The 23,975-nt window shown below is 44.7% G+C and carries 25 protein-coding genes and 1 pseudogene; 6 read left to right on the top strand and 20 right to left on the bottom strand.

Features of this window, described 5'->3' with window-relative positions; translation table 11 throughout:
- Positions 1-271: 271 nt before the first annotated feature.
- Together FTV31_RS14280 and FTV31_RS17520 are read left to right on the top strand one after the other, a co-directional pair.
- On the top strand, positions 272-1,429 hold the full coding sequence (locus tag FTV31_RS14280; protein WP_180015479.1) for a PQQ-dependent sugar dehydrogenase: 1,158 nt from the start codon (positions 272-274) through the stop codon (positions 1,427-1,429).
- A gap of 375 nt (positions 1,430-1,804) precedes the next feature.
- A pseudogene (locus FTV31_RS17520) lies at positions 1,805-2,202 on the top strand (tautomerase family protein).
- 255 nt (positions 2,203-2,457) lie between these two features.
- Here FTV31_RS17520 and FTV31_RS14265 read toward each other — a convergent pair.
- The 5 genes from FTV31_RS14265 to ribF all read right to left on the bottom strand — a co-directional run bounded on the left by FTV31_RS14265 (position 2,458) and on the right by ribF (position 8,053).
- The gene (locus tag FTV31_RS14265) at positions 2,458-3,000 is read right to left on the bottom strand and encodes an NADPH-dependent FMN reductase (protein WP_005232867.1); all 543 of its coding nucleotides are present in this window, start codon (positions 2,998-3,000) and stop codon (positions 2,458-2,460) included.
- A 133-nt stretch (positions 3,001-3,133) separates the two neighbouring features.
- Positions 3,134-3,616 carry a peptidylprolyl isomerase gene (locus FTV31_RS14260; protein WP_125278879.1) on the bottom strand — a complete coding sequence of 161 codons (483 nt, stop codon included), beginning with the start codon at positions 3,614-3,616 and terminating at the stop codon, positions 3,134-3,136.
- Positions 3,609-4,148, bottom strand: a complete 540-nt coding sequence (gene lspA, locus FTV31_RS14255) for a signal peptidase II (protein ID WP_004781354.1) — start codon at positions 4,146-4,148, stop codon at positions 3,609-3,611. Before lspA ends, FTV31_RS14260 begins: the two co-directional genes overlap by 8 nt.
- Positions 4,141-6,987 (bottom strand): isoleucine--tRNA ligase, encoded by a 2,847-nt coding sequence (gene ileS, locus FTV31_RS14250; protein WP_180015475.1) that lies wholly within the window; start codon positions 6,985-6,987, stop codon positions 4,141-4,143. Before ileS ends, lspA begins: the two co-directional genes overlap by 8 nt.
- 64 nt (positions 6,988-7,051) lie before the next feature.
- Entirely contained in the window at positions 7,052-8,053 is a 1,002-nt protein-coding gene (ribF, locus tag FTV31_RS14245) for a bifunctional riboflavin kinase/FAD synthetase (RefSeq protein ID WP_104426775.1), read from the bottom strand.
- 254 nt (positions 8,054-8,307) lie between these two features.
- Here ribF and FTV31_RS14240 point away from each other — a divergent pair, with 254 nt between their 5' ends.
- Positions 8,308-8,871, top strand: a complete 564-nt coding sequence (locus tag FTV31_RS14240; RefSeq protein WP_180015473.1) for a 5'-nucleosidase — start codon at positions 8,308-8,310, stop codon at positions 8,869-8,871.
- Positions 8,872-8,943: 72 nt separating this feature from the next.
- On the opposite strand, the gene FTV31_RS14235 is transcribed toward FTV31_RS14240, so the two are convergent.
- The 14 genes from FTV31_RS14235 to ubiG form a co-directional block, all read right to left on the bottom strand.
- A complete protein-coding gene (locus FTV31_RS14235; RefSeq protein ID WP_180015471.1) occupies positions 8,944-9,567 on the bottom strand; it encodes a TetR/AcrR family transcriptional regulator in 624 nt (207 codons plus the stop codon).
- Positions 9,568-9,916: 349 nt separating this feature from the next.
- On the bottom strand, positions 9,917-10,723 hold the full coding sequence (locus FTV31_RS14230) for an ABC transporter ATP-binding protein (protein WP_180002555.1): 807 nt from the start codon (positions 10,721-10,723) through the stop codon (positions 9,917-9,919).
- Between the two features lie 25 nt (positions 10,724-10,748).
- Positions 10,749-11,564 (bottom strand): aliphatic sulfonate ABC transporter permease SsuC, encoded by an 816-nt coding sequence (ssuC, locus tag FTV31_RS14225; protein ID WP_180015469.1) that lies wholly within the window; start codon positions 11,562-11,564, stop codon positions 10,749-10,751.
- On the bottom strand, positions 11,564-12,739 hold the full coding sequence (gene ssuD / locus FTV31_RS14220) for an FMNH2-dependent alkanesulfonate monooxygenase (RefSeq protein ID WP_180015468.1): 1,176 nt from the start codon (positions 12,737-12,739) through the stop codon (positions 11,564-11,566). The genes ssuC and ssuD overlap by 1 nt, the downstream gene beginning before the upstream one ends.
- 16 nt (positions 12,740-12,755) lie before the next feature.
- Positions 12,756-13,748, bottom strand: a complete 993-nt coding sequence (locus tag FTV31_RS14215) for a sulfonate ABC transporter substrate-binding protein (RefSeq protein ID WP_180015466.1) — start codon at positions 13,746-13,748, stop codon at positions 12,756-12,758.
- 28 nt (positions 13,749-13,776) lie between these two features.
- On the bottom strand, positions 13,777-14,736 hold the full coding sequence (locus FTV31_RS14210; RefSeq protein ID WP_180015464.1) for a sulfonate ABC transporter substrate-binding protein: 960 nt from the start codon (positions 14,734-14,736) through the stop codon (positions 13,777-13,779).
- Between the two features lie 335 nt (positions 14,737-15,071).
- Complete coding sequence (argA, locus tag FTV31_RS14205) at positions 15,072-16,415, bottom strand: amino-acid N-acetyltransferase (RefSeq protein ID WP_180015462.1); 1,344 nt, start codon at positions 16,413-16,415, stop codon at positions 15,072-15,074.
- Positions 16,416-16,547: 132 nt separating this feature from the next.
- The gene (locus FTV31_RS14200; protein WP_180015459.1) at positions 16,548-16,910 is read right to left on the bottom strand and encodes an RcnB family protein; all 363 of its coding nucleotides are present in this window, start codon (positions 16,908-16,910) and stop codon (positions 16,548-16,550) included.
- Between the two features lie 222 nt (positions 16,911-17,132).
- Complete coding sequence (locus FTV31_RS14195; protein WP_034704024.1) at positions 17,133-17,528, bottom strand: RcnB family protein; 396 nt, start codon at positions 17,526-17,528, stop codon at positions 17,133-17,135.
- 306 nt (positions 17,529-17,834) lie between these two features.
- Positions 17,835-17,990, bottom strand: coding sequence for a hypothetical protein (locus tag FTV31_RS14190; protein WP_004781372.1), 156 nt, complete (start codon positions 17,988-17,990; stop codon positions 17,835-17,837).
- A 184-nt stretch (positions 17,991-18,174) separates the two neighbouring features.
- Positions 18,175-18,594 carry a hypothetical protein gene (locus FTV31_RS14185; protein WP_180002558.1) on the bottom strand — a complete coding sequence of 140 codons (420 nt, stop codon included), beginning with the start codon at positions 18,592-18,594 and terminating at the stop codon, positions 18,175-18,177.
- 222 nt (positions 18,595-18,816) lie between these two features.
- Positions 18,817-19,563 (bottom strand): YciK family oxidoreductase, encoded by a 747-nt coding sequence (locus FTV31_RS14180; RefSeq protein WP_180015457.1) that lies wholly within the window; start codon positions 19,561-19,563, stop codon positions 18,817-18,819.
- A gap of 49 nt (positions 19,564-19,612) precedes the next feature.
- On the bottom strand, positions 19,613-20,302 hold the full coding sequence (locus FTV31_RS14175) for an HAD family hydrolase (RefSeq protein ID WP_180015455.1): 690 nt from the start codon (positions 20,300-20,302) through the stop codon (positions 19,613-19,615).
- On the bottom strand, positions 20,299-21,027 hold the full coding sequence (ubiG, locus tag FTV31_RS14170; RefSeq protein ID WP_159124177.1) for a bifunctional 2-polyprenyl-6-hydroxyphenol methylase/3-demethylubiquinol 3-O-methyltransferase UbiG: 729 nt from the start codon (positions 21,025-21,027) through the stop codon (positions 20,299-20,301). Before ubiG ends, FTV31_RS14175 begins: the two co-directional genes overlap by 4 nt.
- A 226-nt stretch (positions 21,028-21,253) precedes the next feature.
- Here ubiG and FTV31_RS14165 point away from each other — a divergent pair, with 226 nt between their 5' ends.
- Positions 21,254-21,871 (top strand): thiol:disulfide interchange protein DsbA/DsbL, encoded by a 618-nt coding sequence (locus FTV31_RS14165; RefSeq protein WP_004781380.1) that lies wholly within the window; start codon positions 21,254-21,256, stop codon positions 21,869-21,871.
- Between the two features lie 98 nt (positions 21,872-21,969).
- On the opposite strand, the gene FTV31_RS14160 is transcribed toward FTV31_RS14165, so the two are convergent.
- Positions 21,970-22,599: a TetR family transcriptional regulator gene (locus FTV31_RS14160; RefSeq protein WP_180015453.1), complete on the bottom strand. Its 630-nt coding sequence runs from the start codon at positions 22,597-22,599 to the stop codon at positions 21,970-21,972.
- 194 nt (positions 22,600-22,793) lie between these two features.
- On the opposite strand from FTV31_RS14160, the gene rph reads away from it, so the two are divergent.
- Both rph and FTV31_RS17365 read left to right on the top strand, forming a co-directional pair.
- Entirely contained in the window at positions 22,794-23,510 is a 717-nt protein-coding gene (gene rph / locus FTV31_RS14155; protein ID WP_004781384.1) for a ribonuclease PH, read from the top strand.
- 149 nt (positions 23,511-23,659) lie between these two features.
- On the top strand, positions 23,660-23,782 hold the full coding sequence (locus tag FTV31_RS17365; protein WP_005232802.1) for a hypothetical protein: 123 nt from the start codon (positions 23,660-23,662) through the stop codon (positions 23,780-23,782).
- Positions 23,783-23,975 lie beyond the last annotated feature (193 nt).

Below are 23,975 nucleotides of genomic sequence, written 5' to 3'. Positions count from 1 at the left end.
TCTTGAGTAAGATGAGTATAGTTCATGATGCAACTTTGACTTTGGTCGGTCGGAAGCAAAATGCTAGCTCATCTTGCTTCCTTCCAATAATTTAATCTCTGTTGCACTTCATTTGAGAATCCAAGTAATAAAAAATCCAATCAATACATCAGCTATCTTTATCTGATCAAGTTATATCCGCTTACGATTCCTTTACTTTTTTATTATTTTAGCCGCTGTCTGGAATGCTAAATTGGCACTTATCTGAATGAAATTAGCATGAAGAATAACAATGAAACAGACTCAAATAGCAGCAATTTTATTATTAGGCTTGGGTTCCTATAGCCTGACTGCCTGTGCCCAAGACAAGACTTCAGCATCCCCAGCTGGACAATCCACTGTCAAAACCACACAGCAAGCCTATAAAGTTGAAGAATTTACGCAGTTGAATGAGCCATGGGCACTGACTGAGCTCCCAGATCAACGCTTACTGATTACCGAAAGATCAGGAAAATTAAAATTATTTAATCCAGCCAATCGCAGCACTCAAACTGTTCAGGGTATTCCTCAAGTGGCCTATGGCGGACAAGGGGGCTTAGGCGATATCACACTCCATCCTGACTTTGCCAAGAATCAGTGGGTGTATCTCAGTTATGCCGAACAGGGGCAGGGTGGCTATGGTGCAGTCGTGGTTCGTGGCAAGCTAGATCTCACCAAGAGCCCCCCTCAACTCACTCAGATCAAAAAAATCTGGACTCAGGTACCGAAATTTTCTTCCGGACAGGGTCATTATGGGCACCGGATTATCTTTGGCTCAGACAATAAGCTCTGGATCAGTTCGGGTGAACGTCAGCAATTTAATCCAGCCCAGGACATGAACTCCAATGCCGGCAAGATTATTCGTCTGAATGACGATGGTTCAATTCCTTCCGATAATCCATTTATGAATCAGGGCGAAATTGCCAAGCAGGTCTGGAGTCTGGGACACCGTAATCCTCTCGGTTTGGCATTTGATCCACAAGGGCAGCTTTGGGTGATTGAAATGGGTCCTAAAGGCGGTGATGAGCTGAATAAAGTGATAAAAGGCAAAAATTATGGCTATCCGATCGTCTCCAATGGGGATCATTATGATGGCAAGCCGATTCCAGATCACAGCATCCGACCAGAGTTTGAAGCACCAGCACTAGATTGGACTCCAGTAATTTCTCCTTCAGACTTGCTGTTCTATACTGGTAATAGCTTTCCTCAATGGAAAAATAAAGCCATTGCTACAGGTCTGTCTTCTCAGGCAATGATCGTGATTGATACTACTCAAAGCCCTGTTAAAGAAATACAGCGACTGGATATGAAAGAGCGGATTCGTGGTGCGATTCAGGCCAAAGATGGCTCACTCTGGGTGATTGAAGATGGTCCAAAAGCCAAGTTGCTTAAGATGACCGCCCCTCAGTAAAAAGCTAAATAGTTAATATCAGAATGAAAGAAAAAGGCCCCAACTCCTGTGAGGGCCTTTTCAAATTTAGCTCAGATACCTTTCCTCCGGTATCGATCAGCATCCTGCCGATGTTTTATTCTTGTTTTTGCAAGACTTCCTGTCTTGGTATGCACTCAATATAACCTGAGTTAGAAGAACCGAGTAGAGGCATTGACCGCATCTGCTGTAGGCCAGAGGCGACAAACTCACTTGAAAATATTTATCCGATCAAATCCCAAGTTATCAGGATAACTTTGCGATATAGTAGAGATAGAAGGCCTTATTGAAGCTCATCTCTTTATTCAATAAAAAATATCTAAAAGAATTCAATAAAATAATAAAAAGGAGAAGCACATGCCTACCGTTCAAATTGAAGTCCGGCAACAGTATTCCCAAGCTGATGAAGAGCAGTTACTCGACAGTGTATTTCAATGTGTGAAAAATGCCTTTCAACTGCCTGATTACGACCGTAATATCCGGCTGGTGGCACATGAAGCCCATCGTTTTCAGTAGATGACTCATCTGGCTCAACCTGAATACTTTACCTTGATCAGTATTGACTGCTTCGCTGGCCGGAGTCTGGAGACTAAGCACAAACTGTATCAGCAGATTGTGTAGAAAGCTTGGGAAAACTGGGTATTCCGTCTGATCATATTCTGATTCATCTGCAGGAAAGTCCATTGGAAAATTGGGGAATCCGCGGTGGGCAAGCAGCCTGTGATGTCAATTTAGGCTTTAATGTAGAGATCTGATTTTTTGAAGAAAAATACCAGATTTTAAATGCAAAAAAGCCCCAACATCCTGTTGAGGCTTTTCTGGATTTGCTTCTCAGATCTGACTCCTGTCTGACCTGTCAACGTCCTGTTACTCTGCGCTTTTTATTGTTGTTGTATCGCTTTGCAGACTTCCTGTCTGTCTATGAATCAAACTATAGCCTTGAACTGAAAGTGAGAATAGCCGACAAATTCTGCGCTGCCTGTAGGCTAAAGCGCACATCGCTGTCGTCCTCAGGCACTGACATACTGGATCAGCTTATCCACGACATCTCTGAGTGTTTTATTGTCGAATTCATTTCCTTCAAAGCTGTAGTCTTTATTGCGACTAAAAATGTCTCGCAGCTCTACAATCGCATTGGTATCCACCATACCGAGCTGAGTGCCGACCTGGCGGATCTGATCAATGGAACGTGAGCCATTAGTGACGCCATAACCTATATAGGCTGCCGGCTTGCCTTGCCATTCCTTGGCCAGATAATCCAGCGCATTTTTTAATGCCGGGCTATAGCCATGGTTATATTCGGGACTGATAAAAATAAATGCATCCGCAAGGGCAATAAAGTCAGCCCATTCCTGCTGTTTCGGCTGATCATAAATACCGGTCAATGGGGGATGAGAACCAGCAAAAAGCGGAAGATCCCATTCTTTTAAGTCGACAAGTTCGGTTTCAAGCGTGCTAAAACCATATTTTTTAATTTCCTGTAGTACCCAATGTGCGACCTTAATTGCTGTACGTCCTTCACGCACACTGCCAACCACAATATAAATTTTCATATCTTTCCCTTTCTTATCGCATTCTCATCAAATTAAATTAATCAGATTTCTGAACAGACACTAGAGAGGATTTGTATCCAGAAACTAAAAAAGCTCCCGAAGGAGCTCTTTTAAATCATGTGATTAGCTGAAATTACATCAGCTTCACACCTTGCTGGCCAGCCGGAGTGACTTTGAAGATTTCGACTTCAAAGGTGATGTTTTTACCTGCAAGTGGATGATTAAAGTCCACTTCAGTGATGTCATCATTCACGGATCTTACCACGCCATACAAAGTCGATTTGGCCTTGTCTTCAAACTCGATCATGTGACCTTCAATCGGACGTTCGCCGAATTTCACCGTATCAAATTTTTGGACATTTTCAGGATTCCACGGACCAAAAGCTTCTTCGGGCGGAAGGCTGACGGTACGACGGTCACCAGCACGTAAGCCCATTAAAGCTTTTTCAAAACCTGGTAATAGGTTGCCATCACCAATGGTCAGGCTTACCGGTTCTTCACGGCTACGGGTATTGTCAATTTCTACGCCACTTTCGATCGCGACAGAAAAATGAAGCTCGACTTTAGAGCCGTCTTCAACACGAGTTTCCTCGTTAGGATTAATAAAATCAGTCATGTTGCGCCTGTGCACGTTGAATTCGGTGTTTTTCCAGGAAAAACGTATCAATCAGCAGCAGAATCGTACCTAAAGTAATGGCACTATCCGCAATATTAAAAGCAGGGAAGTGACTGTTCTGATAATAGACATGAATAAAGTCGACCACATAACCTAAAGAAATGCGATCAATCAGATTACCAATAGCACCACCCAGAATCAGGGCAACTGCTAGTGGCAAGACTTTCATGCTCTTTGGCATACGCATCAGCCAGAACACGAAAACCACAGACACTAAACCTGCAAGTGAGGTAAAGAAATAACGTTGCCAGCCACCGGCATCGGACAAGAAACTAAAGGCAGCGCCATAGTTATGTAACAGTGTCCAATTTAAAAAGGGCAGGACGGGCACCGGATCTGCATATTCCAGATGTGTTACCGCAATCCATTTGGTCCATTGATCTAGAATGATCGCCAGAATAGCCAGTCCGATCCACCACAAATTGTGAGGATAGAACTGGAACAGACCCTTTTTCTGCTGTGGGTTAGGCATATTTTCTCTCTTCACCTTGGCCGCTCGGGAGGTTAATAATACAACGACCGCATAGTCCTGGATGTGAGGCATGTGTATTCACATCAGGAAGCACGTGCCAGCAGCGTACACATTTCTCGCCATCTGCCGCAGATACTTTCACGCGTAGGCCTTCAAGTTCAGCGTCATTGCCTTGAGCAGCATCAAACGGATTCACGATCACCTGAGAAGTGATCAGAACGAAACGCAGCTCATCACCCAGACGGTCTAGAACAGCTTTCAGTTCATCATTGGCCCACAGCTCAACTTTGGCAGACAGGTTTGAACCTACCAGTTTCTCGTTACGCGCATTTTCAATGTGCTTGTTCACCGCAGATTTCACTGCAATCAGGGTTTGCCAGTCTGCTTCAGATAACAGGTTTGCCTGTGCTGAAACTGGAATATCGTACCATTCAGCAGTAAAGACATATTTCTCGCTTTGACCCGGAATCAATGACCATGCTTCTTGAGCAGTAAAACTCAGAATTGGCGCCATCCAGCGTACAAAGGCTTGTACCAGATGATACAGCGCAGTTTGCGCAGAATGACGTGCCTGCGAGTCTGCTTTAGTAGTGTACTGACGGTCTTTGATAATGTCTAAGTAGAAACCACCGAGGTCGTTAATACAGAAGTTGGTCAAAGCATTGGTCACGATATGGAAGTTCATATCTTCATATGCTTTCTTGATGGTTTCCTGTACATCATTGGCGCGTTGCAGGATGTATTGATCCAGTGCAATCAGTTGATCTACAGGTAGGGCATCAGTTTCCGGATTGAAGCCATTCAAATTTGCCAGCAAGAAACGCAGGGTATTACGGATACGACGGTAACCATCTGATGCACGGTTAAAAATTTCTTTACCTGCGGTCATTTCATAACGGTAATCTGCTGAAGCGATCCAGAAACGCAGGCCGTCTGCACCCATGTTCTTGATAATGTCTTGCGGAGTAATAATATTACCCAGCGATTTCGACATCTTGCGACCTTTCTCATCAACCACGAAACCGTGAGTCAGCAGACCTTTATATGGCGCACGTTGATTGATTGCCATAGAGGTCAATAATGAAGACTGGAACCAGCCACGGTGTTGGTCAGAACCTTCAAGATACAGATCAGCCGGATCGGTCAATTCTTCACGGTCACGCAGCACTGCATAGTGGGTTGTACCAGAGTCAAACCATACGTCTAAGGTATCGCGAACCGCGTTGTACTGCTCAGCATCATCACCAATGAAGTCTTTCGCTTCACGGTTATACCAGGCATCAATACCTTCCTGTTCGATTAGTTTAGCCACTTCTTCGATCAGTTCAGGTGTACGCGGGTGCAGTTCATTGGTGTCTTTGTGCACGAAGAATGGGATTGGCACGCCCCAAGTACGTTGACGTGAGATACACCAGTCCGGACGGCCTTCGATCATTGCCTGGATACGGTTTTTACCCCAATCCGGAACGAAGCTGATGTCATTTTCAATGGCATTCAATGCGCCCTGACGCAGACCTTTTTCATCCATGCTGATGAACCATTGTGGAGTCGCACGGAAGATAATCGGCGTTTTATGACGCCAGCAGTGCGGGTAGCTATGCTTGATCGGCTTATGTGCCCATAACTTGTTAGCTTCGCCAAGCGCCGCAATAATTTGTGGATTGGCCTTGTAGATATGTTCGCCTGCAAATAGTGGTGAAGTCGGTAAATACACACCATTACCGCCCACTGGATTATCTACTTTCAGGTTATACAGCAGACCAACTTTATAGTCGTCCACACCATGGCCAGGCGCAGTATGTACAGCACCGGTACCGCTGGTTGCGATGACGTGTTCACCCAAAATGACTGGCACTTGACGCTCAGCAATTAAAGGATGTTGCAGTACCAAATTCTCAAGTTTCGCACCGGCAAAATCGGCAATCACTTCAACCGCGTTAAAACCATAACGTTCAGTCGCAGATTCAACCAGATCTTTAGCCAGGATAAAGTTTTGCGCCGCTTTATCTTCACCACGTGCAACAACCAACTGGTATTCAATTTCAGCGTGCAGAGCAACCGCCTGGTTCGCAGGCAGGGTCCAAGGCGTAGTCGTCCAGATCACGATATCGGTTGAGTCTTTAACTTCAATACCTAAACGTGCAGACAGATCCGCCAGATCAACCACGGTGAAACCCACGTCAATCGCGTCTGACTTTTTATCTTCATATTCAACTTCAGCTTCAGCCAGTGCTGAACCACAGTCCAGACACCAGTTCACCGGTTTAAGACCTGGCTGGATATGGCCATTTTTCGCGATTTCACCGAGTGAACGCACGATATTGGCTTCCTGCTTGAAGTTCATGGTGAGGTAAGGATTGCTCCAGTCACCAAACACGCCCATACGGATGAAGTCTTTTTTCTGTAGCTCCACCTGACTCAATGCATATTCGCGGCAAGCTTTACGGAAAGTAGGCGCATCCACTTTAACGCCGACCTTACCGACTTTTTCTTCAACTTTCAGTTCAATTGGAAGACCGTGACAATCCCAGCCTGGCACATAAGGCGCATCAAAGCCGTCCATGATGCGGCTTTTAATGATGATGTCTTTAAGTACCTTGTTGACTGCATGACCTAAGTGAATCTGGCCATTGGCATATGGAGGGCCATCATGAAGCACGTATTTTTTCTTGCCAATTCGCGATGCACGAATCTGCTGATAAATGTCATCGGCATACCACTCTTCTAACCATTTCGCTTCACGTACTGCCAGATTTGCTTTCATTGCAAAGTCAGTACCTGGGAGGTTCAGCGTGGCTTTATAATCCACTGCATTTTCAGGAGTTTGCTTATCGCTCATGCAAGTTGTCTTCCAATTTAATCAGTCATTAGACTGACACGTTTTACAATAAAAATACGGGACATTAAAAGGGAAATGTGGGGTGTTTTCGACGAAACTCAAGCAGTTTCTCAACATCATCATCAATTCCGGCCTTTAACGCTTCAAGCGAAGGATAATCTTTTTCGCCATGCAGATAATTCAAGAAGGTTACCCGCATTAACAGGCCATACAGATTAGCAGAAACATCAGGAAAATGTACTTCTAATCGCCATTCCGGATGAGTCTGTTTGATCGCAGGGCGGGTACCCACATGACCGGCACCAAACAGGCTGCCCTGATCATAGCCGGCAATACCCGGCTGTTCAGGATTTTCCTGCTGAACCTTGGCGCTGAGTGATCCGGTTTCACAGACGACTTCAACCCCATAAATGCCCTGCAGGCAGGGTTTATGCCGGTTTAACCGGACATTAATGGTCGGGAAATCAATGGTACGGCCAATCTGGTCGCCGTATTGCACCCGGCCGGTAATACTATAAGGGCGTCCCAGTAATTTGGCTGCCAGAGCCAGGTCACCCGCTTGCAGGGTCTGACGGATGCGGGTAGAACTGACCCGTTCACCATCCAAGGCAATGGTATGCAGGTTGGTGACCTTAAATCCATAATCTCGCAGGAATTCACTATTACCTTGACGGTTTTTACCAAAGTGAAAATCATCCCCTAAGACAAGATGTGCTGCATTCAGTTTATCTTTCAGAATGTCGGCAAAGGCTTCAGCACTCAGGCTACGAAAATGATGATCAAACTTGGCGACCGCAATATAGTCCACACCCAGTTCGCTTAAATATTCCACTTTTTCGCGCAAAGAGGAAATACGCGGCGGTGCTTCATAACCTTTAAAAAATTCAAGCGGTTGTGGCTCGAAGATCATCACAACAGTTTTTAGTTGCTCAGCTTCTGCAACAGCTTTTAACTGTTTGATCATGGCCTGATGACCCAGATGCACGCCGTCAAAATTACCAATTGTAACGGCGGTTTTTGGCAATTCAGAATGTGACGCTAAAGCATTGAGACGGAGCAGCTGCATAGGCGAAATCAGGGAATTGAAAAATAGGAAAGGCTATATATTGCCATAATCTCAACGATTCGTCTTGTTGTTGTGTTTTTATGCAAAAAAATTATTGAAAAATCACGAAACACATTAAGAAGAAAGTGTGCCATTCAAGAATCTTCTGTGGTTTTTTAAGTGAAAGATCGCAAAACAGAAATCTAAAAACCCGCTTTTCATTGTCCGGATTTTGCTTTCTAATGTCACGGTTTTCTCAGTCTCGGGTAGTTTGCATGTCAGATTCAGCGCTCATTATGGCATTGGCCAGTGAATCCAAAGGTTTGTTCGAAGCAGAAGGTGTAGAAGTCCACTATAGTGGCATCGGCAAGGTGAATGCTGCTTTTAAGGCTTTTGAAGTGATTCAGAAAACTCGCTGTAAGACCCTGATTAATCTGGGCACCGCAGGCAGTTCCCATTTCAAGGCGCATGAACTGGTTGAAGTTAACCGTTTTGTACAACGTGATATGGATGTTTCACCACTAGGATTTGAAGTAGGTATTACCCCGATGGATGATCATTTGCCAGGCGCAATTGATCTGGAGCCGTTCTTTGCCCATTTACCGAAAGGGGTTTGTGGAACAGGGGATAGCTTTGAAACAAGTTTACCAAAAGTGGCTTGTCAGCTGGTGGATATGGAAGGCTATGCACTGGCCAAGGTGTGCCGTAAACTGGATGTGCGTCTGATTTCAGTCAAATATATTACTGACGGTGCAGATGATAGTGCTCATCTGGACTGGGAAGAGAATCTGCTGCTGGGTGCGCAGAAATTATTGAATTTATATCAAACGTTAAAATAATAATAAAGGGTGAGAGAAGGGGTCGGCGACCATAAAATTTATGGTCGTATGCCAAATGATTTTTGCGTTGACCTATTTTTCTTGTGTACGCGGAAGTACGCCGTACAGCATCATATGCACAGTATGCTGGATGATCCGTTGTTGCATGCTGCGGTTACGCAAGGTCTTGCCTGTTATCATTTCCATCTGGGTCGCGAAATCTGCGTAGTTCTGGGTCACGGCCCAGATATTCAGAATCAGCAGTTCAGGATCGATATCTTTAGAAATCTTGCCCTGTTCCTGCCAGTTTGAAATCACTTTGGCTTTACGCTTGACCAGTTTTTTCAATGGACCTTTTAAGATTTCTAAAATGTGCGGCGCACCCTGAATCACTTCCAGAGCGAACAGGCGTGAAGCTTTAGGCTGGGTACGCGATACTTCAATTTTTTGCATCAAATAATTGGTAATCGCTTCTTCAGGCTCAAGATCAGCTTCCAGCATTTGTAAAGGTGCCAGCCATTTTTGTAGAACGGTCGTTAAAACCTCTACATAGAGCGCCTCTTTATTTTCGTAATAATAGAAAATATTCGACTTATGCATTTCTGCAATTTGCGCGATCTCATCTAAACTCGCCCCATTAAAACCGTATAGGGAAAAAACATCGAGTGCAGCATTCAGCAGCTGGTTGCGTTTCTGAGTACTCTTTTTTTGTTCCATCAGCAAATATTAAAAACAATTAAAAAAGGGAATTTTTCATTGTACGTCAAATCATCAGATTTGTGCATCAAGTCAGGTGCTAATTTTATGAATAATGATGATTTATTCTTTAGATTAAAGATACAATTAGTATCGGTTTAAAGCGCAGGAATTAAAAACCAAGCTTTTGAAAAGGTTGATGATTTTTTAAGTGGTAATTATTACCTTGAAGTATCATAAAGTTAAAATAAAATTAATGAATTAAGTTGAAATTTTGCCAATTGCTGAATAAATAATCAGTGAGACAGATATTCTCTTGATTCGAAATAAGGAATCCAGAATAAACAGCTATTCTGGATTCCCTCACATTTTAGGTTGCCAGAACGGCATTCAGAACCTGCTGTTCAAGTTCGGCGAATTTCACATTCTTTTGTCGTGGACGTGGCAGATCAACTTTGAACTCTTTGGCAATATGGCCTTTATCCAGCAGGATAATCCGATCTGCCAGTTGTACGGCCTCACTCACGTCGTGGGTGACCAGAATCGCGGTAAAGCCTTGTTCAGTCCATAATTTTTCAATCAGGTTCTGCATATCCAGACGGGTCAAGGCATCCAGCGCACCAAGTGGTTCATCTAGTAATAAAATACGCGGCTTATGTGACAAGGCACGTGCCAGAGCTGTACGCTGACGCTGACCACCAGACAGTTGTGAAGGCCAAAGCCCGGCTTTTTCTTTTAAGCCGACTTTCTCCAGCATTTGTGATGCATTGTCATGCTGGTCTTTGGGTAAGCCGAGTTGCACGTTCTGTTCGATGCTGCGCCATGGCAATAAACGCGGATCCTGGAACATCACGCGGATATCATCAGCGGTGATGCCTTCACGGATATGACGTGCGGACTTGAATTTAATTTCGCCATAGCTCTGTTTTTCTAAATCTGCAATCAGACGGAGCAGGGTACTTTTACCACAGCCACTACGTCCAACAATCGCCAGAAATTCACCCGGCTGAATATGCAGGTCCAGATCTTCCAGTACCTTCACCGAACCATAGAACTTGTGCAGCTGTTCAATAATGATTTCGGCACCCGCAACGGCATTGGGATTGATGTCGGTTGCAGCAGGCTCCTGCACTGCAGTCGGATCATTGGCAAGACGCCCTAAGCTGAGATCAGTCATCACATGCTCCTCAATATTTTTTCAATTATTTTTGATAGCCAGCATGCCAGCGCAGCAGGAATCGTTCTAAGGCCACGGCTAGGATATCTGCCAGTTTACCGAGCAGGGCATACAGTAAAATACCCACCAGTACGACATCAGTTTGCAGGAATTCACGCGCGTTCATGGTCATATAACCGATACCGGACTGGGCAGAAATCGTTTCCGCCACAATCAGCAGTACCCAGACCAGACCGAGTGAAAAGCGCAGACCGACCAGAATTGAAGGCATTGCCCCTGGCAGGATGATTTCTTTATAAAGCTGCCAGCGAGTCAGGCCATAGCTTTTGCCCATCTCGATCAGCTGGGGATCGACTGAGCGAATCCCATGATAGGTATTGATATAGATTGGGAAGAACACACCAATAGCGACCAGAAACAGCTTGGCTGATTCATCAATTCCGAACCAGAGAATGACCAGTGGAATTAAGGCCAAAGCCGGAATGTTACGGATCATTTGTAAGGTGGTATCCAGCAGGGTAGAAGCCGTTTTGGATGAACCATTCAGAAGACCCAAAATTAGCCCTAGACCACCGCCTACTAATAAACCACTTAAGGCACGACCAGCACTCACTTTGACATGTGTCCATAACTCACCGCTGAGCAGCAAATTCCAGAACGCGATGACTACGGCACTTGGTGCAGGCAAAATGCGGCTTTCCAGCAAACCGGTACTCGACGCGATTTGCCAGAGTAGAATTAATCCGACAGGAACTAACCAGGGCAGCAAACGCTGCCCAAGCTGTGTTCCACGTGAAACCTTCTTTTCTGCGAGGGTTTCAACTGAAACGACTTTCGACATTAAGCTGGCTCCTGAATACTCTCAGCCTTCTTGTTCTCATCTGGAGTGTAGTTATTTGCCACAATCTCACCGAATGGACCAGTCAGGTTTGGCTGAGCCAGTTTTTGCTGAGTTTCAAGTGGAAGTAAGGGGAATACCAGTTCCGCAAAACGGATGGATTCTTCCAGATGTGGGTAGCCTGAGAAAATGAAGGTATCGATACCTAGATCAGCATATTCCTGAATGCGTGCTGCGACAGTTTCTGGATCGCCGACCAATGCTGTACCTGCACCGCCACGTACCAGACCTACACCTGCCCACAGGTTTGGAGACACTTCGAGTTTGCTACGGTCACCATTGTGCAGCTCAGCCATACGACGTTGGCCGACAGAGTCCATTTGCTTGAATTTCGCTTGTGCAGCAGCAATGGTGGCATCATCCACATACTGGATGAGCTCATCTGCTGCTCTCCATGCTTCTTCATTGGTTTCACGCACGATCACATGCAGACGGATACCGTAGCTCAGCTTGCGACCTTTCGCTTCCGCTTTGGCACGCACATTTTCAATCTTTTCTTTCACTGTTGCAGGCGGCTCACCCCAAGTCAGGTAAGTGTCAACCTGATCAGTGGCCAGTTCAACGGCTGCATCTGAAGAACCACCGAACCAGAGTGGTGGATATGGTTTTTGAATCGGTGGATAAAGCAGTTTGGCATCATCCACACTTAAGCGTTCACCATGGAAAGTGAAGCTTTCGCCGGTATGTGAACGGGTCAGGATTTCACGCCAGATCGTCGTGTATTCAGCCGCAGTCTTGTAGCGTGTTGCATGATCTTCATAAACGCCGTCACCTTTTAGTTCTTGCTCATCACCACCCGTCACCAGGTTCAGCAATACACGACCACCAGACAGACGGTCAAAGGTTGCAGCCATACGTGCAGTCAGGGCAGGCGTAGTAACACCTGGACGCAGCGCCACGAGAAATTTCAGTTTTTTAGTGGCATCAATCAGGCTGGCTGCGGTTAACCATGGATCTTCACATGAACGGCCAGTCGGGATTAATACACCTTCGTAACCAAGATTATCGACTGCAACCGCAATCTGCTTCATATAGGCATGATCGACCTGGCGTGCACCTTTGCTGGTACCTAAGTAGCGGCTGTCGCCATGTGTCGGGATAAACCAGAAAATTTTCATGTCTTTGATCCTTAGATTATTTGCCTGCCCAAACGGCTTGCTGAATATTGATAGATTTCGGAATGATCTTGAGTTCGCTGAAACGGTTTGCGAGTTCTTGCTGATCAGCAACTACTTTCTTGGTGAGCGGTGCAGCACCAGACGGATTCGGACGACGCTGGATAAAGGTCTGGCTGACAATCGGTTTTAGACCGGTACTTTGTGCAAAGATGCTTGCAGTTTCAGCCTTATGGCTTTGTACCCATTTATCTGCAACATTGACCTGCTTGATAATGCCTTTTAATGCTTGCGGATGATTTTTGATTAAATTTTCTGAAGCCAAGTAAAAGGTGTAATTTGGACTTAAGCCCTTACCTGAAGATAAAACTCTGGCTTTATCTTCTACTTGAGCCGCAGCATAGTACGGATCCCAAATCGCCCAGGCATCAATCGCCCCTTTCTGGAAAGCTGCACGCGCATCAGCAGGGCTTAACCAGACCGGCTGGATATCGGTCCATTGCAGACCCGCTTTGCGTACTGCCTGCACCAGTAAATAATGTGAGCTTGAACCACGGTGCACACCGACACGTTTACCTTTGAGCTGGCTCAGCTTGGTAATTTTGGAATTGTGCTGGACCAGAATGGCAGAAGATAAAGGTTTTGCAGTTTCATAAGCAAAATAGTGCAATGGCTTATTGCCTGCCTGAGCGTAGACAGGAGGTGTATCTCCAGTTGCACCCACATCAATAGAACCTACCGCCAGTGCTTCTAGAATTTGCGGTCCACCTGGGAATTCATTCCAGCTGATTTTTGCATTTGGAAATTCCTTTTCCAACAGCTTTTGCTGCTGGGCAATGACCAGGTTCACAGAGGCTTTTTGATAACCTACACGCAGCTGTTTAACTGAAGGATCCACTGCCCAAGCGGCACTTGAACCCAACATCGCGCAAGCAACTAATGCAGCGTTCATCCCATGACTGGAGGTCTTGAACCATGTGATTGCTTTGTTGTGTAGCTGATGTTGAGTCATGATTAAATCCCCTAAATTGTCCTATGATTTACTTCGTTAAAACTGCTGATTGAATATTAAGTTTTGCTGGAATCAGTTGCTGGCCATAGAAAGCATCAGCCACCTGTTGTTGTTTTTGTGCCACTTCGGGAGTGAGTGGTTTTACTCCAAAGCCCATGCGTGAAATAGACGTTTTCAATACATCAAAGGCCAGACCTGTCGGTTTTTCCAGAAGTTTGGCTGCTTCATCCTGATGAGCAGAGACCCACTCAGTGGTCAGGTTGAGTTCATTCACGACAGCTTCAATAATCTGTGGATTGGCTTCAGCAAACTTGCGATCTGCCAGATAGAACTGATGGTTACTGACGATGTTCTCACCTGTTGCGATGACACGCGCACCAATCTGATGTTCTGCTGCAGCGAAGAACGGGTCCCAGATGACCCAGGCATCGACAGCACCGCGTTCAAAAGCGGCACGGGCATGAGAAGGTGGCAGGTAAACCACTTCAATATCGCTAAGTTTCAGATTATTAGCTTCAAGGACTTTGAGTAGTAAGTAATGAACATTTGAGCCTTTATTCAAGGCAACACGTTTGCCTTTCAGATCCTGAACTGACTGGATATTAGAATCTTTTTGTACGATTAGCGCTTCAGCTTTCGGTGCTTCAGGCTGATTGGCCACATAGACCAGATTTGAGTTCGCTGCTTGAGCAAAGATCGGTGGCGCTTCACCGGCTTCACCAAAAGATACGCTGCCGACATTCAAGCCTTCAAGCAACTGAGGACCAGCCGGGAATTCAACCCATTTCACATTCACGCCTTGTTCTTTTAATGACGTTTCTAAGGTGCCACGTTCTTTTAAGATCGGCAGTACGCCATATTTCTGGAAACCAATATTCAGGGTCACGGCTTCCTGTTTTTTGCCACAGCCAGAAAGCATCATCACGCCAGCCACCGCAGCACTGAGAACCGCAGTTTTTGTGAATAATTGAATATGTGATTGGCGCATGAATTAGAACTCCTGAAAATTTAGAAATGTGAAATGAAGAACTTAGGCATACGCTAAAGCTTTTTACTTTTCTAAAAAAATAACTATTCAGGAATTTCTAATGAAGAAAAAAGATAAATAAAAAAGTGCAAAACTTATGCAGGAAAGTGATTTATACGTTAATTTTAGAACAAAGAATTATTTATATAAGATAATGAAATATAAAATTATTTATTCTAAATAAAGTGGTCAGATATGCTTATTAGAAAATCAGCAATAAGATTTTTATGCCAAATGTAGGTTTTATGAATAACGTTATCTAAAATAAAGATATGAGAGCGCATAAAAAAGTCACTTTAAAGTGACTTTTTACAGACAATTGAATTGCGCTGATAATTATAAAAAGCCTGTCGGGCATCGGGCAAATCATCTACTGATGCCGGTTCAAAGCCCTGTTCCAGAAACCAGTGTGCAGTACGGGTCGTTAAAATAAACAGTTGCTGAATACCCAGACTTTTGGCCTTATCTTCCAGATAATGCAGGATCTGGCTACCGCGGTTGGATTGACGGTAACTTGGATCTACTGCAACGCAGGCGATTTCTGCGGAACGCAGTTCATTGCCCGTAGTCGGAATCGGATACAGGGCAGCACAGGCCAGAATCATGCCGTCACGCTCAATTACCGCGAACTGGTCAATTTCATTTTCCAGACGCTCCCGCGAACGGTAAACCAGAATACCTTCTTCTTCTAAGGGGCGGAGCAAACGGATCAGGCCACCGACATCCTGAATATCGGCCATACGCACTTCTTCATAATGCGCATCGGTGATCATGGTGCCAGAACCATCCCGGGTGAACAGTTCTTCCAGCAAGGCGCCGTCATAGGTATACGAAATCAGATGAACACGATTGACGCCATTTCGGGAAGCTTCCTGAGCGGCCTTGAGCTGGAGCCGAATTTCAATATCCTGTTCATCAGAAAGAATATAGTCATCCAGTTGCTGTGGGGTTACTTCCCGTTTTAACTGGCCCTTACTGTCGAGCAGACCATGCTGTCGACCCAAGATAATCAGTTTATCGGCTTTAAGACGAGTCGCAGTTTTGGTTGCGACTTCTTCAGCTAGAAGGTTAAAAACTTCACCTGTGGTTGAATAGCCGGTCGGACCGAGAATCACAATATTATGATTGTCCAGATGACGTTGAATCGCATCAGTATCAATCGCCCGAACTTCACCAGTTAACTGAAAATCGACCCCGTCACGGATGCCATAAGGTTTGGCCGTAACAAAATTTCCAGAAACGGCATCAATGCGCGCACCATACATGGGTGAGTTAGCCAGCCCCATCGATAATAGCGCCTCAATCTGTAAACGGATCGATCCTACAGCATTCAGTACACAGCTTAAGGATTCACGTGTCGTCACCCGACGCTGCTGGTGGAAAGGGGTCTCGAAACCACTCGCAGCCAGATTCTGGTTAATCTGCGGACGTGCGCCATGCACCAGAATCAGACGGATTCCTAAAGAATTGAGCAGGGCAATATCATGAATGATGTGCTGAAAGTTGCCATGCAATACCGCTTCACCATCAAACATGATCACAAAGGTTTTATTGCGATGAGCATTGATATAAGGCGCAGAATGGCGAAACCAGTGCACATATTGCAAGGTGTTGCTCGGTGAGGTTTCTGCTGCAGTCATAGCTGTGCCTATTTCAATATTTAAAGATCTAGCTTTGATTCTAATGAAAAAATACTGAAGTGGAAGTACAGATATAAAAAAACACCTGAAGCGAGCTTCAGGTGTCTGCTAGAAGGGCAGAAAAGAGAATGATTAGTTGATGATTCGAACAATCTTGTCATTACGATCGTTGACTAGTACATAGTCACCATTGATTTTATACCATTGCTGGTTTTTACCTGCTTTCGGCAAACGGCGTGCTTCATAGCCACTGACTTCAAAGCGACGGTTGTCATACTGGTTTGGCAGTTTTTGACCTACACGCCAGTCACGGCTTGGGTTAACCCCACGGCTGTTGTAACGACGGTCATCCCATTTTTTCGCATCTTTATGATTCCAGTGCGGTGCTGGTTTATGCGGTGCATAACGTGGATCATGATGCTGCGGTGCTGCCATTGCAGAAGTAGCAACCAGCGCACTAAGAGATAAGGCAATTGTAGTTAAAACTTTTTTCATGGCTCTCACCTAAAAATCTGTACATGTTTTCGATGAGATTAAATTAGCGAATAAGTAGATAGAAAGCGTGAGGCCAGTTTAGTGGAATTGTTAAATTCATGAAGGAATTTAGGAGATTAGCCACGATTAAAAGGAAAGCTCTAAAATAAGAAAAAGCCTAAAAAGGCTCATCCGAAAAATCAAAAAGCCCAAACGAGGTTGGGCTTTGCATCAGGTTCTAAATCAGTCTCCGATAATCCGGACAATACTGTTATTTTCAGAGTTCACCAGAATGTAGTCATTGTTGACTTTGTACCATTGCTGCTTACGGTCTGGTTTAGGCAGTTTATGGTCCTTATATTCGACCTTGTAGCCATTACTGCGATAATGCTGCGGCATGACATAGCCAGGCTGCCAGCGTAACTGTTGCAGACGTTTAACACCACGTTCTTCACGCATACGACGTTTATCATACTGGTCTTGGTGATCGTCATGGAACTCACGCGATTTCTTGGCCTGATGATGACCCGGACCCCGTTCCATACGCTGTTCATCATTGAAATGAGGGGCAGCGTTTGCAACATTTGCCAGCATGAATGCACTGCAGGACATCGCCAATGCTACCAGAACCTTTTTCATGTTGAACCCTCATTCAATTGTTCATTTTCTACAGTAACTAATGTACGGAAAAATTGCAGAGAAACTGTGAAGAACTGGCTGAAGTTTTATATCAATTACAGAGAAATTATGATTATGCCATGATTTTACATAAGCTTAGGATGCACTTCAGTCAGTTGACCAGTTATGCCCAGCCCCATTGGCATTTCAGCAAAACCGGGATCAAGATGCAAGCGCAATGTCCTGAATTGTGTATCAAAACCGTCTCAAATTAGTGGAAAAATATTCTTTTTAAGCACCAGATCTTGATTCGGTCATTGCAATTTTTCAATTCCACTGTTCCGTTAAACCCTGTAAGGACTGAATGGCTTCAGCCACAGACTCTGCCTCGACTGCATCTTCTAAAGCCAAAATCAGGGCAGTTGATAACTGCAAGTTTTCAATACGACGAATAGTTTCAGTTTTACGTTTTTGGTCTGCCATTAAATTTTCCTTCGCTTTGATTTAACTTGAAAAGCATTATAAAAATTTTATATTAATTTGGAAAACCGAATAATTTTATATTATTGATTCATTAAAACGATTTATATCTTTTTTTTTAAAGAATTTAAGGATAAGAAAAGCGCACTATCCGTAAATGCGCTCTTTCGGGATCTAATGAACGATCTTAATAGGCATAGTTCAGATCAGTATAGTCACTTAGGGATTTCTGTACATGTGCCTGAATAAAAGTACGCACATCTTCTGCTGTCATTGCTTTGCCCTGATTGCTAATCACATGTTCAATTTCAGGCTGACCTTCGATCTTGATGCGATAGACAAAGTGTTTCGCTACCTGATAACGATCGCCCAGCTTTTCGATACCGGTCACATAATGATAGGAATGTTCAAAATTCAGATCGGTATGGGAAAAGACAAACTGGTCAAACAGTTTCAGTTTTTGACCATTTTCGAGTGCCTGAATGTCATCGACAATGCTGGCATCAAACTTCATGCCGTATTTTTCAGAGATCGGCTGCTGATCGACCAGCAGAGAGACCATGCCATCTTCCAAAGTCGTCACGGTGATGTTGTTTAAGTCAGTCATGTTGCACTCAAATAAAAATCTGTTGGCGCTAGTATAGGGGAATTTGCAGCGAACTGAATAAAGACAGTATTGTAGAGATAAGAAAGGTCTGGCTGATTCAGTCTGAAATCTGGATGAATTGGGCAGAAGAATAGCCAGCTGTCAAATGGACCTTATCTTTATAGAGTTTAAAAACAAAAAGCCAATGCGGACATTGGCTTTTAAATAGGCGTCAATTAAAGCTTAGTTCTGCGCATCAATACTTTGACCGTTCATATGCAAGCTATCTTCACCCATCAGGTACAGATAGGCTGGCATGATGGAATCCGGTGTCGGTAAGGTTTTCGGATCTTCATTCGGATAAGCCTTGGCACGCATTGCCGTACGTGTAGCGCCTGGATTGATACAGTTAAAACGGATATTCGAATTGACCCGTTCTTTGGCAAATAACTGGCTCACTGCTTCAATGGCAATTTTTGAAACTGAATAAGCGCCCCAGCATTCCCGGGCTTCACGACCTACGCCGGAACTGGCAAAGACCACCGAAGCATGTTTGGATTTTTCCAGCAGAGGTAACAGGGCTTGGGTAATCACAAAAGGCGCACGAAGGTTAACTGCCATGACATCATCCCAGACATTAACCGGATAATCTGCCAGTGGCACTCGCTCGCCTAAAATACCGGCATTATGCAAAATCCCGTCCAGACGGCCAAACTGACGATCGAGCGTGTCGAGCAATAATTCATAATCACGTTCAGAGGCGCTAGATAACTGTAATGGGAGAATGGCAGGTTGCGGTGCACCCAAGCTTTCAATCTCGTCATAGATGACTTCAAGCTTGTTTAAAGTACGCCCGTGCAGAACTACAGTTGCTCCATGCAGGGCATAGCTGATTGCTGCTGCACGACCAATGCCATCGCCCGCACCCGTGATCAGGATGATACGATCTTTTAACAGATCGGGGCGAGGTTGATATTCTGAATACCTCATTATCTACCTCCTCATTATTATTGTTAAGTGTCTTCAGTAGTTTCAGGAATCAAGACAGGACACTTGGCTCGCTCAAGACCAGTTTTTGAATGTGCTGGTGTAACTCATTCACTGTATTCACTATATAGTCGGCTTGCCAGGCTGTTAAGTCATCTTTGTATTGCAGTGGTAAATAACCGTATGCTGCCAGTATGGTATACATCTTGGCATTGCGGCCTGCATCAATATCTCGTGGATGGTCACCGACATAAATACAATCTTCTGCAGCCAGCTGTAGCTGCTCGGCAGCCAGATACATCGGCTCCGGATCTGGCTTGGTTCGGGTCACATCTTCCGGACAGACCAGTACGGCACAGCGCTCGGTCAGGTTTAAAGCTTTGAGTAAAGTTTCGCTCAACCAGCGCGGTTTATTGGTCACAATTCCCCAAGGGATATCATTTTCCTCTAATTCTTTAAGTAGAGGATACATTCCGCTGAACAGGTCTGTATCCACAGCAATATCTGCACCATACATATCCAGAAAACGCTGGCGATGATCCAAGAAAACCGGGTCTTCCAGTTGCAGTTCCGGATAGACCAATTTGACCATAGCACGTGCACCTTCTGAAACCTGGGTACGGATCAGATCAGCTTCCACCACGTCACGGCCGGCTTCACGGCACATATGCTGGATAATCCGGATAAAGTCAGCTGCGGTATCAATTAAAGTACCATCGAGGTCGAATAGAACCGCCTTCATTGGGCAGCCTCTTGCGTGTTTTCTTTAACGGTATACACCATATAGTTCACGTCAACATTCGGTGCCAGCCAGTAACGCTTGGTCAGCGGGTTATAATGCAGGCCAGTCATATCTTTCAGTTTTAAACCGGCATTACGGATGTCGTGCGCCAACTCAGAAGGCTTGATGAATTTGCTGTAATCATGTGTACCTTTGGCCAGCATACGCAGGATATATTCTGCACCAATGATCGCGAACAGATAAGATTTTGGATTACGGTTAATGGTCGAGAAGAAGACATGACCACCCGGTTTGGCCAGTTTATAACAGGCCTGAATAATAGAGGCTGGATCAGGTACATGTTCCAGCATTTCCATACAGGTAACCACATCGTATTGACCGGCTTGCTCTTCTGCCAGCTGTTCTACCGGAATCTGACGGTATTCAATATTGCTAACATCTTCCTGCTCAGCATGGATGCGTGCCACATTCAGTGGCGCTTCGCCCATATCAATGCCCAGCACCTGAGCGCCACGGCGCGCCATGCTTTCTGACAGGATGCCCCCGCCACAGCCCACATCCAGCACTTTCTTGCCGCTCAAGCCACCAGCATGTTCATCAATCCAGTTGAGACGTAGCGGATTGATCATATGCAATGGGCGGAACTCGGAATGCTGATCCCACCATATAGCTGCAAATGCTTCAAACTTGGCAATTTCTTGTGGATCAACATTCAATTGCGACATCGGTGTTACCTCAATCAGTCGTGATTATTTAAAATTTAAGTTCGCCCAGAGGCGGTATAAACAGATTTAACTTCTTGTAAATCAGTACACTTGTTTAGTGTAGCGATTCTGGAAAAAAAAGCGATAAAAGCTGTAAAAAAGTTCACAGAATAAAAACGAAACCGGCATAATTACTTTATAGTGAAGCCATAAATTAGACATAATGATTTAGAGGACGATAATCCCAATGAAAAAATTTATTTTAGGCACTGTAGCCGCATCTGTTTTGGCATTTTCTGGCAGTGCAATGGCCGCCAACTTTGTAGCAGGTCAAGACTATCAAGTCCTGGCGAATCCAGTAAAAGTTGAAAAGCCCGGGAAAATTGAAGTCCGTGAATTCTTCTGGTATGGCTGTGGTCACTGCTATTCTCTTGAACCACATATGCAGAGCTGGTTAAAAAAATTGCCTAAAGATGTACGTTTTGTACGTACCCCAGCCGCAATGAATCCACTATGGGAACAGGCAGCTCGTGCGTATTATGTGTCTGAAGCTCTAGGTGTTCGTCAAAAAGCACATTTGCAGCTATTCCATGATATTCATGCGAAGAAACAGCCAATTCTGGAACAGGCTCAATTAGCCAAGTTCTATACCCGTTATGGTATTTCTGAAGCGAAATTTAATACCACTTATAAATCATTCCCGATTTCTTCAAAAATCGCACAGGCCAAAAATCTGGCTGCGACTTATCAGTTGAGCGGTGTACCAGCGGTCACCGTAAATGGTAAGTATGTGGTTCAGGGTGATGATGCCAAAGTGGTTCAGGTGGTGAATTATCTGGTTGAAAAAGAGCGTAAAGCTAAATAACACCAGATCTGCATGAATCTAAAAACCCGCAGCTATATGCGGGTTTTTTATGTCAGGATAAAATTGAACTGTGAAATAGATTTCACTCAGATGAGATCTCAGGCTTGAGATAAAATTCCACGAAATAACAGTTCTAACTGCTTTAGGCTTTGCGCTTTGAAGTCATTTATCCGAGTTTGTCGCAGTTCAGGATCAGGCTGTGCCTGAAGCTGAATCCAGCCCATAGCCCAGTTCAATGCGAGAGGAACCAGGATCTGTGCCAGTGCGGTTAATTCGGCTGGAGAAGGAGATTGCTGGATGGCTGGAATCTGTTCCAGGGTATGCCGCAAATCTTGGGTCAGATAATGAATTTCCCGCTCAATGCCTTGTCTGAGGATGTTTGAACCGCCCCAACGTTCGGCACTGACAAATGTCCAGGCTTCAGGATGGGCATCAACTGCCTGAAAAAACAGTTCGATTTTGGCTGAAAGCTCATCCAGAGAAAAATCTGCAGGTCCCAACTGACTCAGCACACCTTTGAGATGAATTGAAACCTGATCCAGAAGTTCCAGTCCCAACTGATCCATATTCTGAAAGTGTCGATAAAATGCGGCAGGCACCAGTCCGACTTCATGAGTGATTTCACGCAGGCTGATGCTGCTAAAGGCATGGCCACGGCTACTCAATGCCAAGGTAGCATCGAGGAGGGCCTGGCGGCTTTGTTGCTTGCGTTCTTCACGTAAAGACATAGGGATTTTCCTTCGGCAGATCTGTAGTTTAGCAAAAAAGATCTGCTCATCGCAGTAGCGAAGATGGACTGAAAAATCTATATAAGCAAAGCGTGTCCAGTGATTTTGTAAATGATCTGTCCTCTGTTCCAATCTTGGCGGAGGCTTCTGTTATACTGAGCCGCAATTATTTTTAGTCAACAGCAGGACCTATTATGCGTATCGACCAACGAGCATTAGATCAATTACGTGAAGTGAAAATTACCCGTAACTATACACGTTATGCGGAAGGTTCCGTATTGGTTGAATTTGGTCATACCAAAGTGCTGTGTACTGCCAGTGTGGACAGCTCTGTACCACGTTTCCTGAAAGGTCAGGGTCAAGGCTGGGTAACAGCGGAATATGGCATGCTGCCACGTTCAACACATACCCGTAGTGATCGTGAAGCTGCTCGCGGCAAACAAAGTGGCCGTACTCAAGAAATCCAGCGTCTGATCGGTCGTAGCCTACGTTCAATGGTCGACCTGAAAAAACTCGGTGAAAATACCATTACCATTGACTGTGACGTGATCCAGGCAGATGGTGGTACCCGTACTGCATCAATTACGGGCGCTGCAGTGGCATTGATTGATGCCATGAATGTATTGCTTGAGAAAAAGAAAATCAAACAAGACCCACTTAAGGGTCTGGTAGCAGCCATTTCTGTAGGTATTTTTAAAGATGAAGTCCTGCTGGATCTTTGCTATGAAGAAGATTCAAACTGTCAAACTGACTTGAATGTCGTGATGACCCAAGCAGGTGAATTTATTGAAATCCAAGGTACTGCTGAAGATAAGCCATTTACCCGTGAGCAGTGCAATGACATGCTGGCCATGGCTGAAAAAGGGATTCAGGAACTGATCAAGAAACAGCAAGAAGCTTTGGGCTGGTAAGCTTTTCAAGTTGTAAAAAACGCATCTTCGGATGCGTTTTTTATTGTACCTACACATTGCCTGACAAAAAATGAACAGGATCTGTCTACTGTGTAACCTCTGTTTTAAGCGATGATCTTTCAACCAAATCTCATTCAGAGGGTTATAACATGAAAATATGGTTGATGGCATTTTCAGTATTTGCTGTACTGGGTTTAACTGCCTGTGATTCGAATTCTCGTGATGAAAACCGTGATGGTGCAAATATGGAACGAGGAAGTGATACCAATTAACAGAGTAGAGGCCATTCAACCTCTATGATTTATATCCTTGAGAATAAGAAAAAGGGTGCTATGGCACCATTGCTGTCCCACAATTTTTTACAAGAGGAAGCTCAAATGAGCTTCCTCTTGTTTTATGGGTATTTTATCGGGTGAAAATAAAGCTTTTAAAGTTCTTCTTTCAAACAAATTCACTTGAATTATT

The sequence above is a fragment of the Acinetobacter sp. YH16031 genome (assembly GCF_013417335.1).
Classification (GTDB): Bacteria; Pseudomonadota; Gammaproteobacteria; order Pseudomonadales; family Moraxellaceae; genus Acinetobacter.
This window is presented reverse-complemented; position numbering and strand designations above follow the sequence as displayed.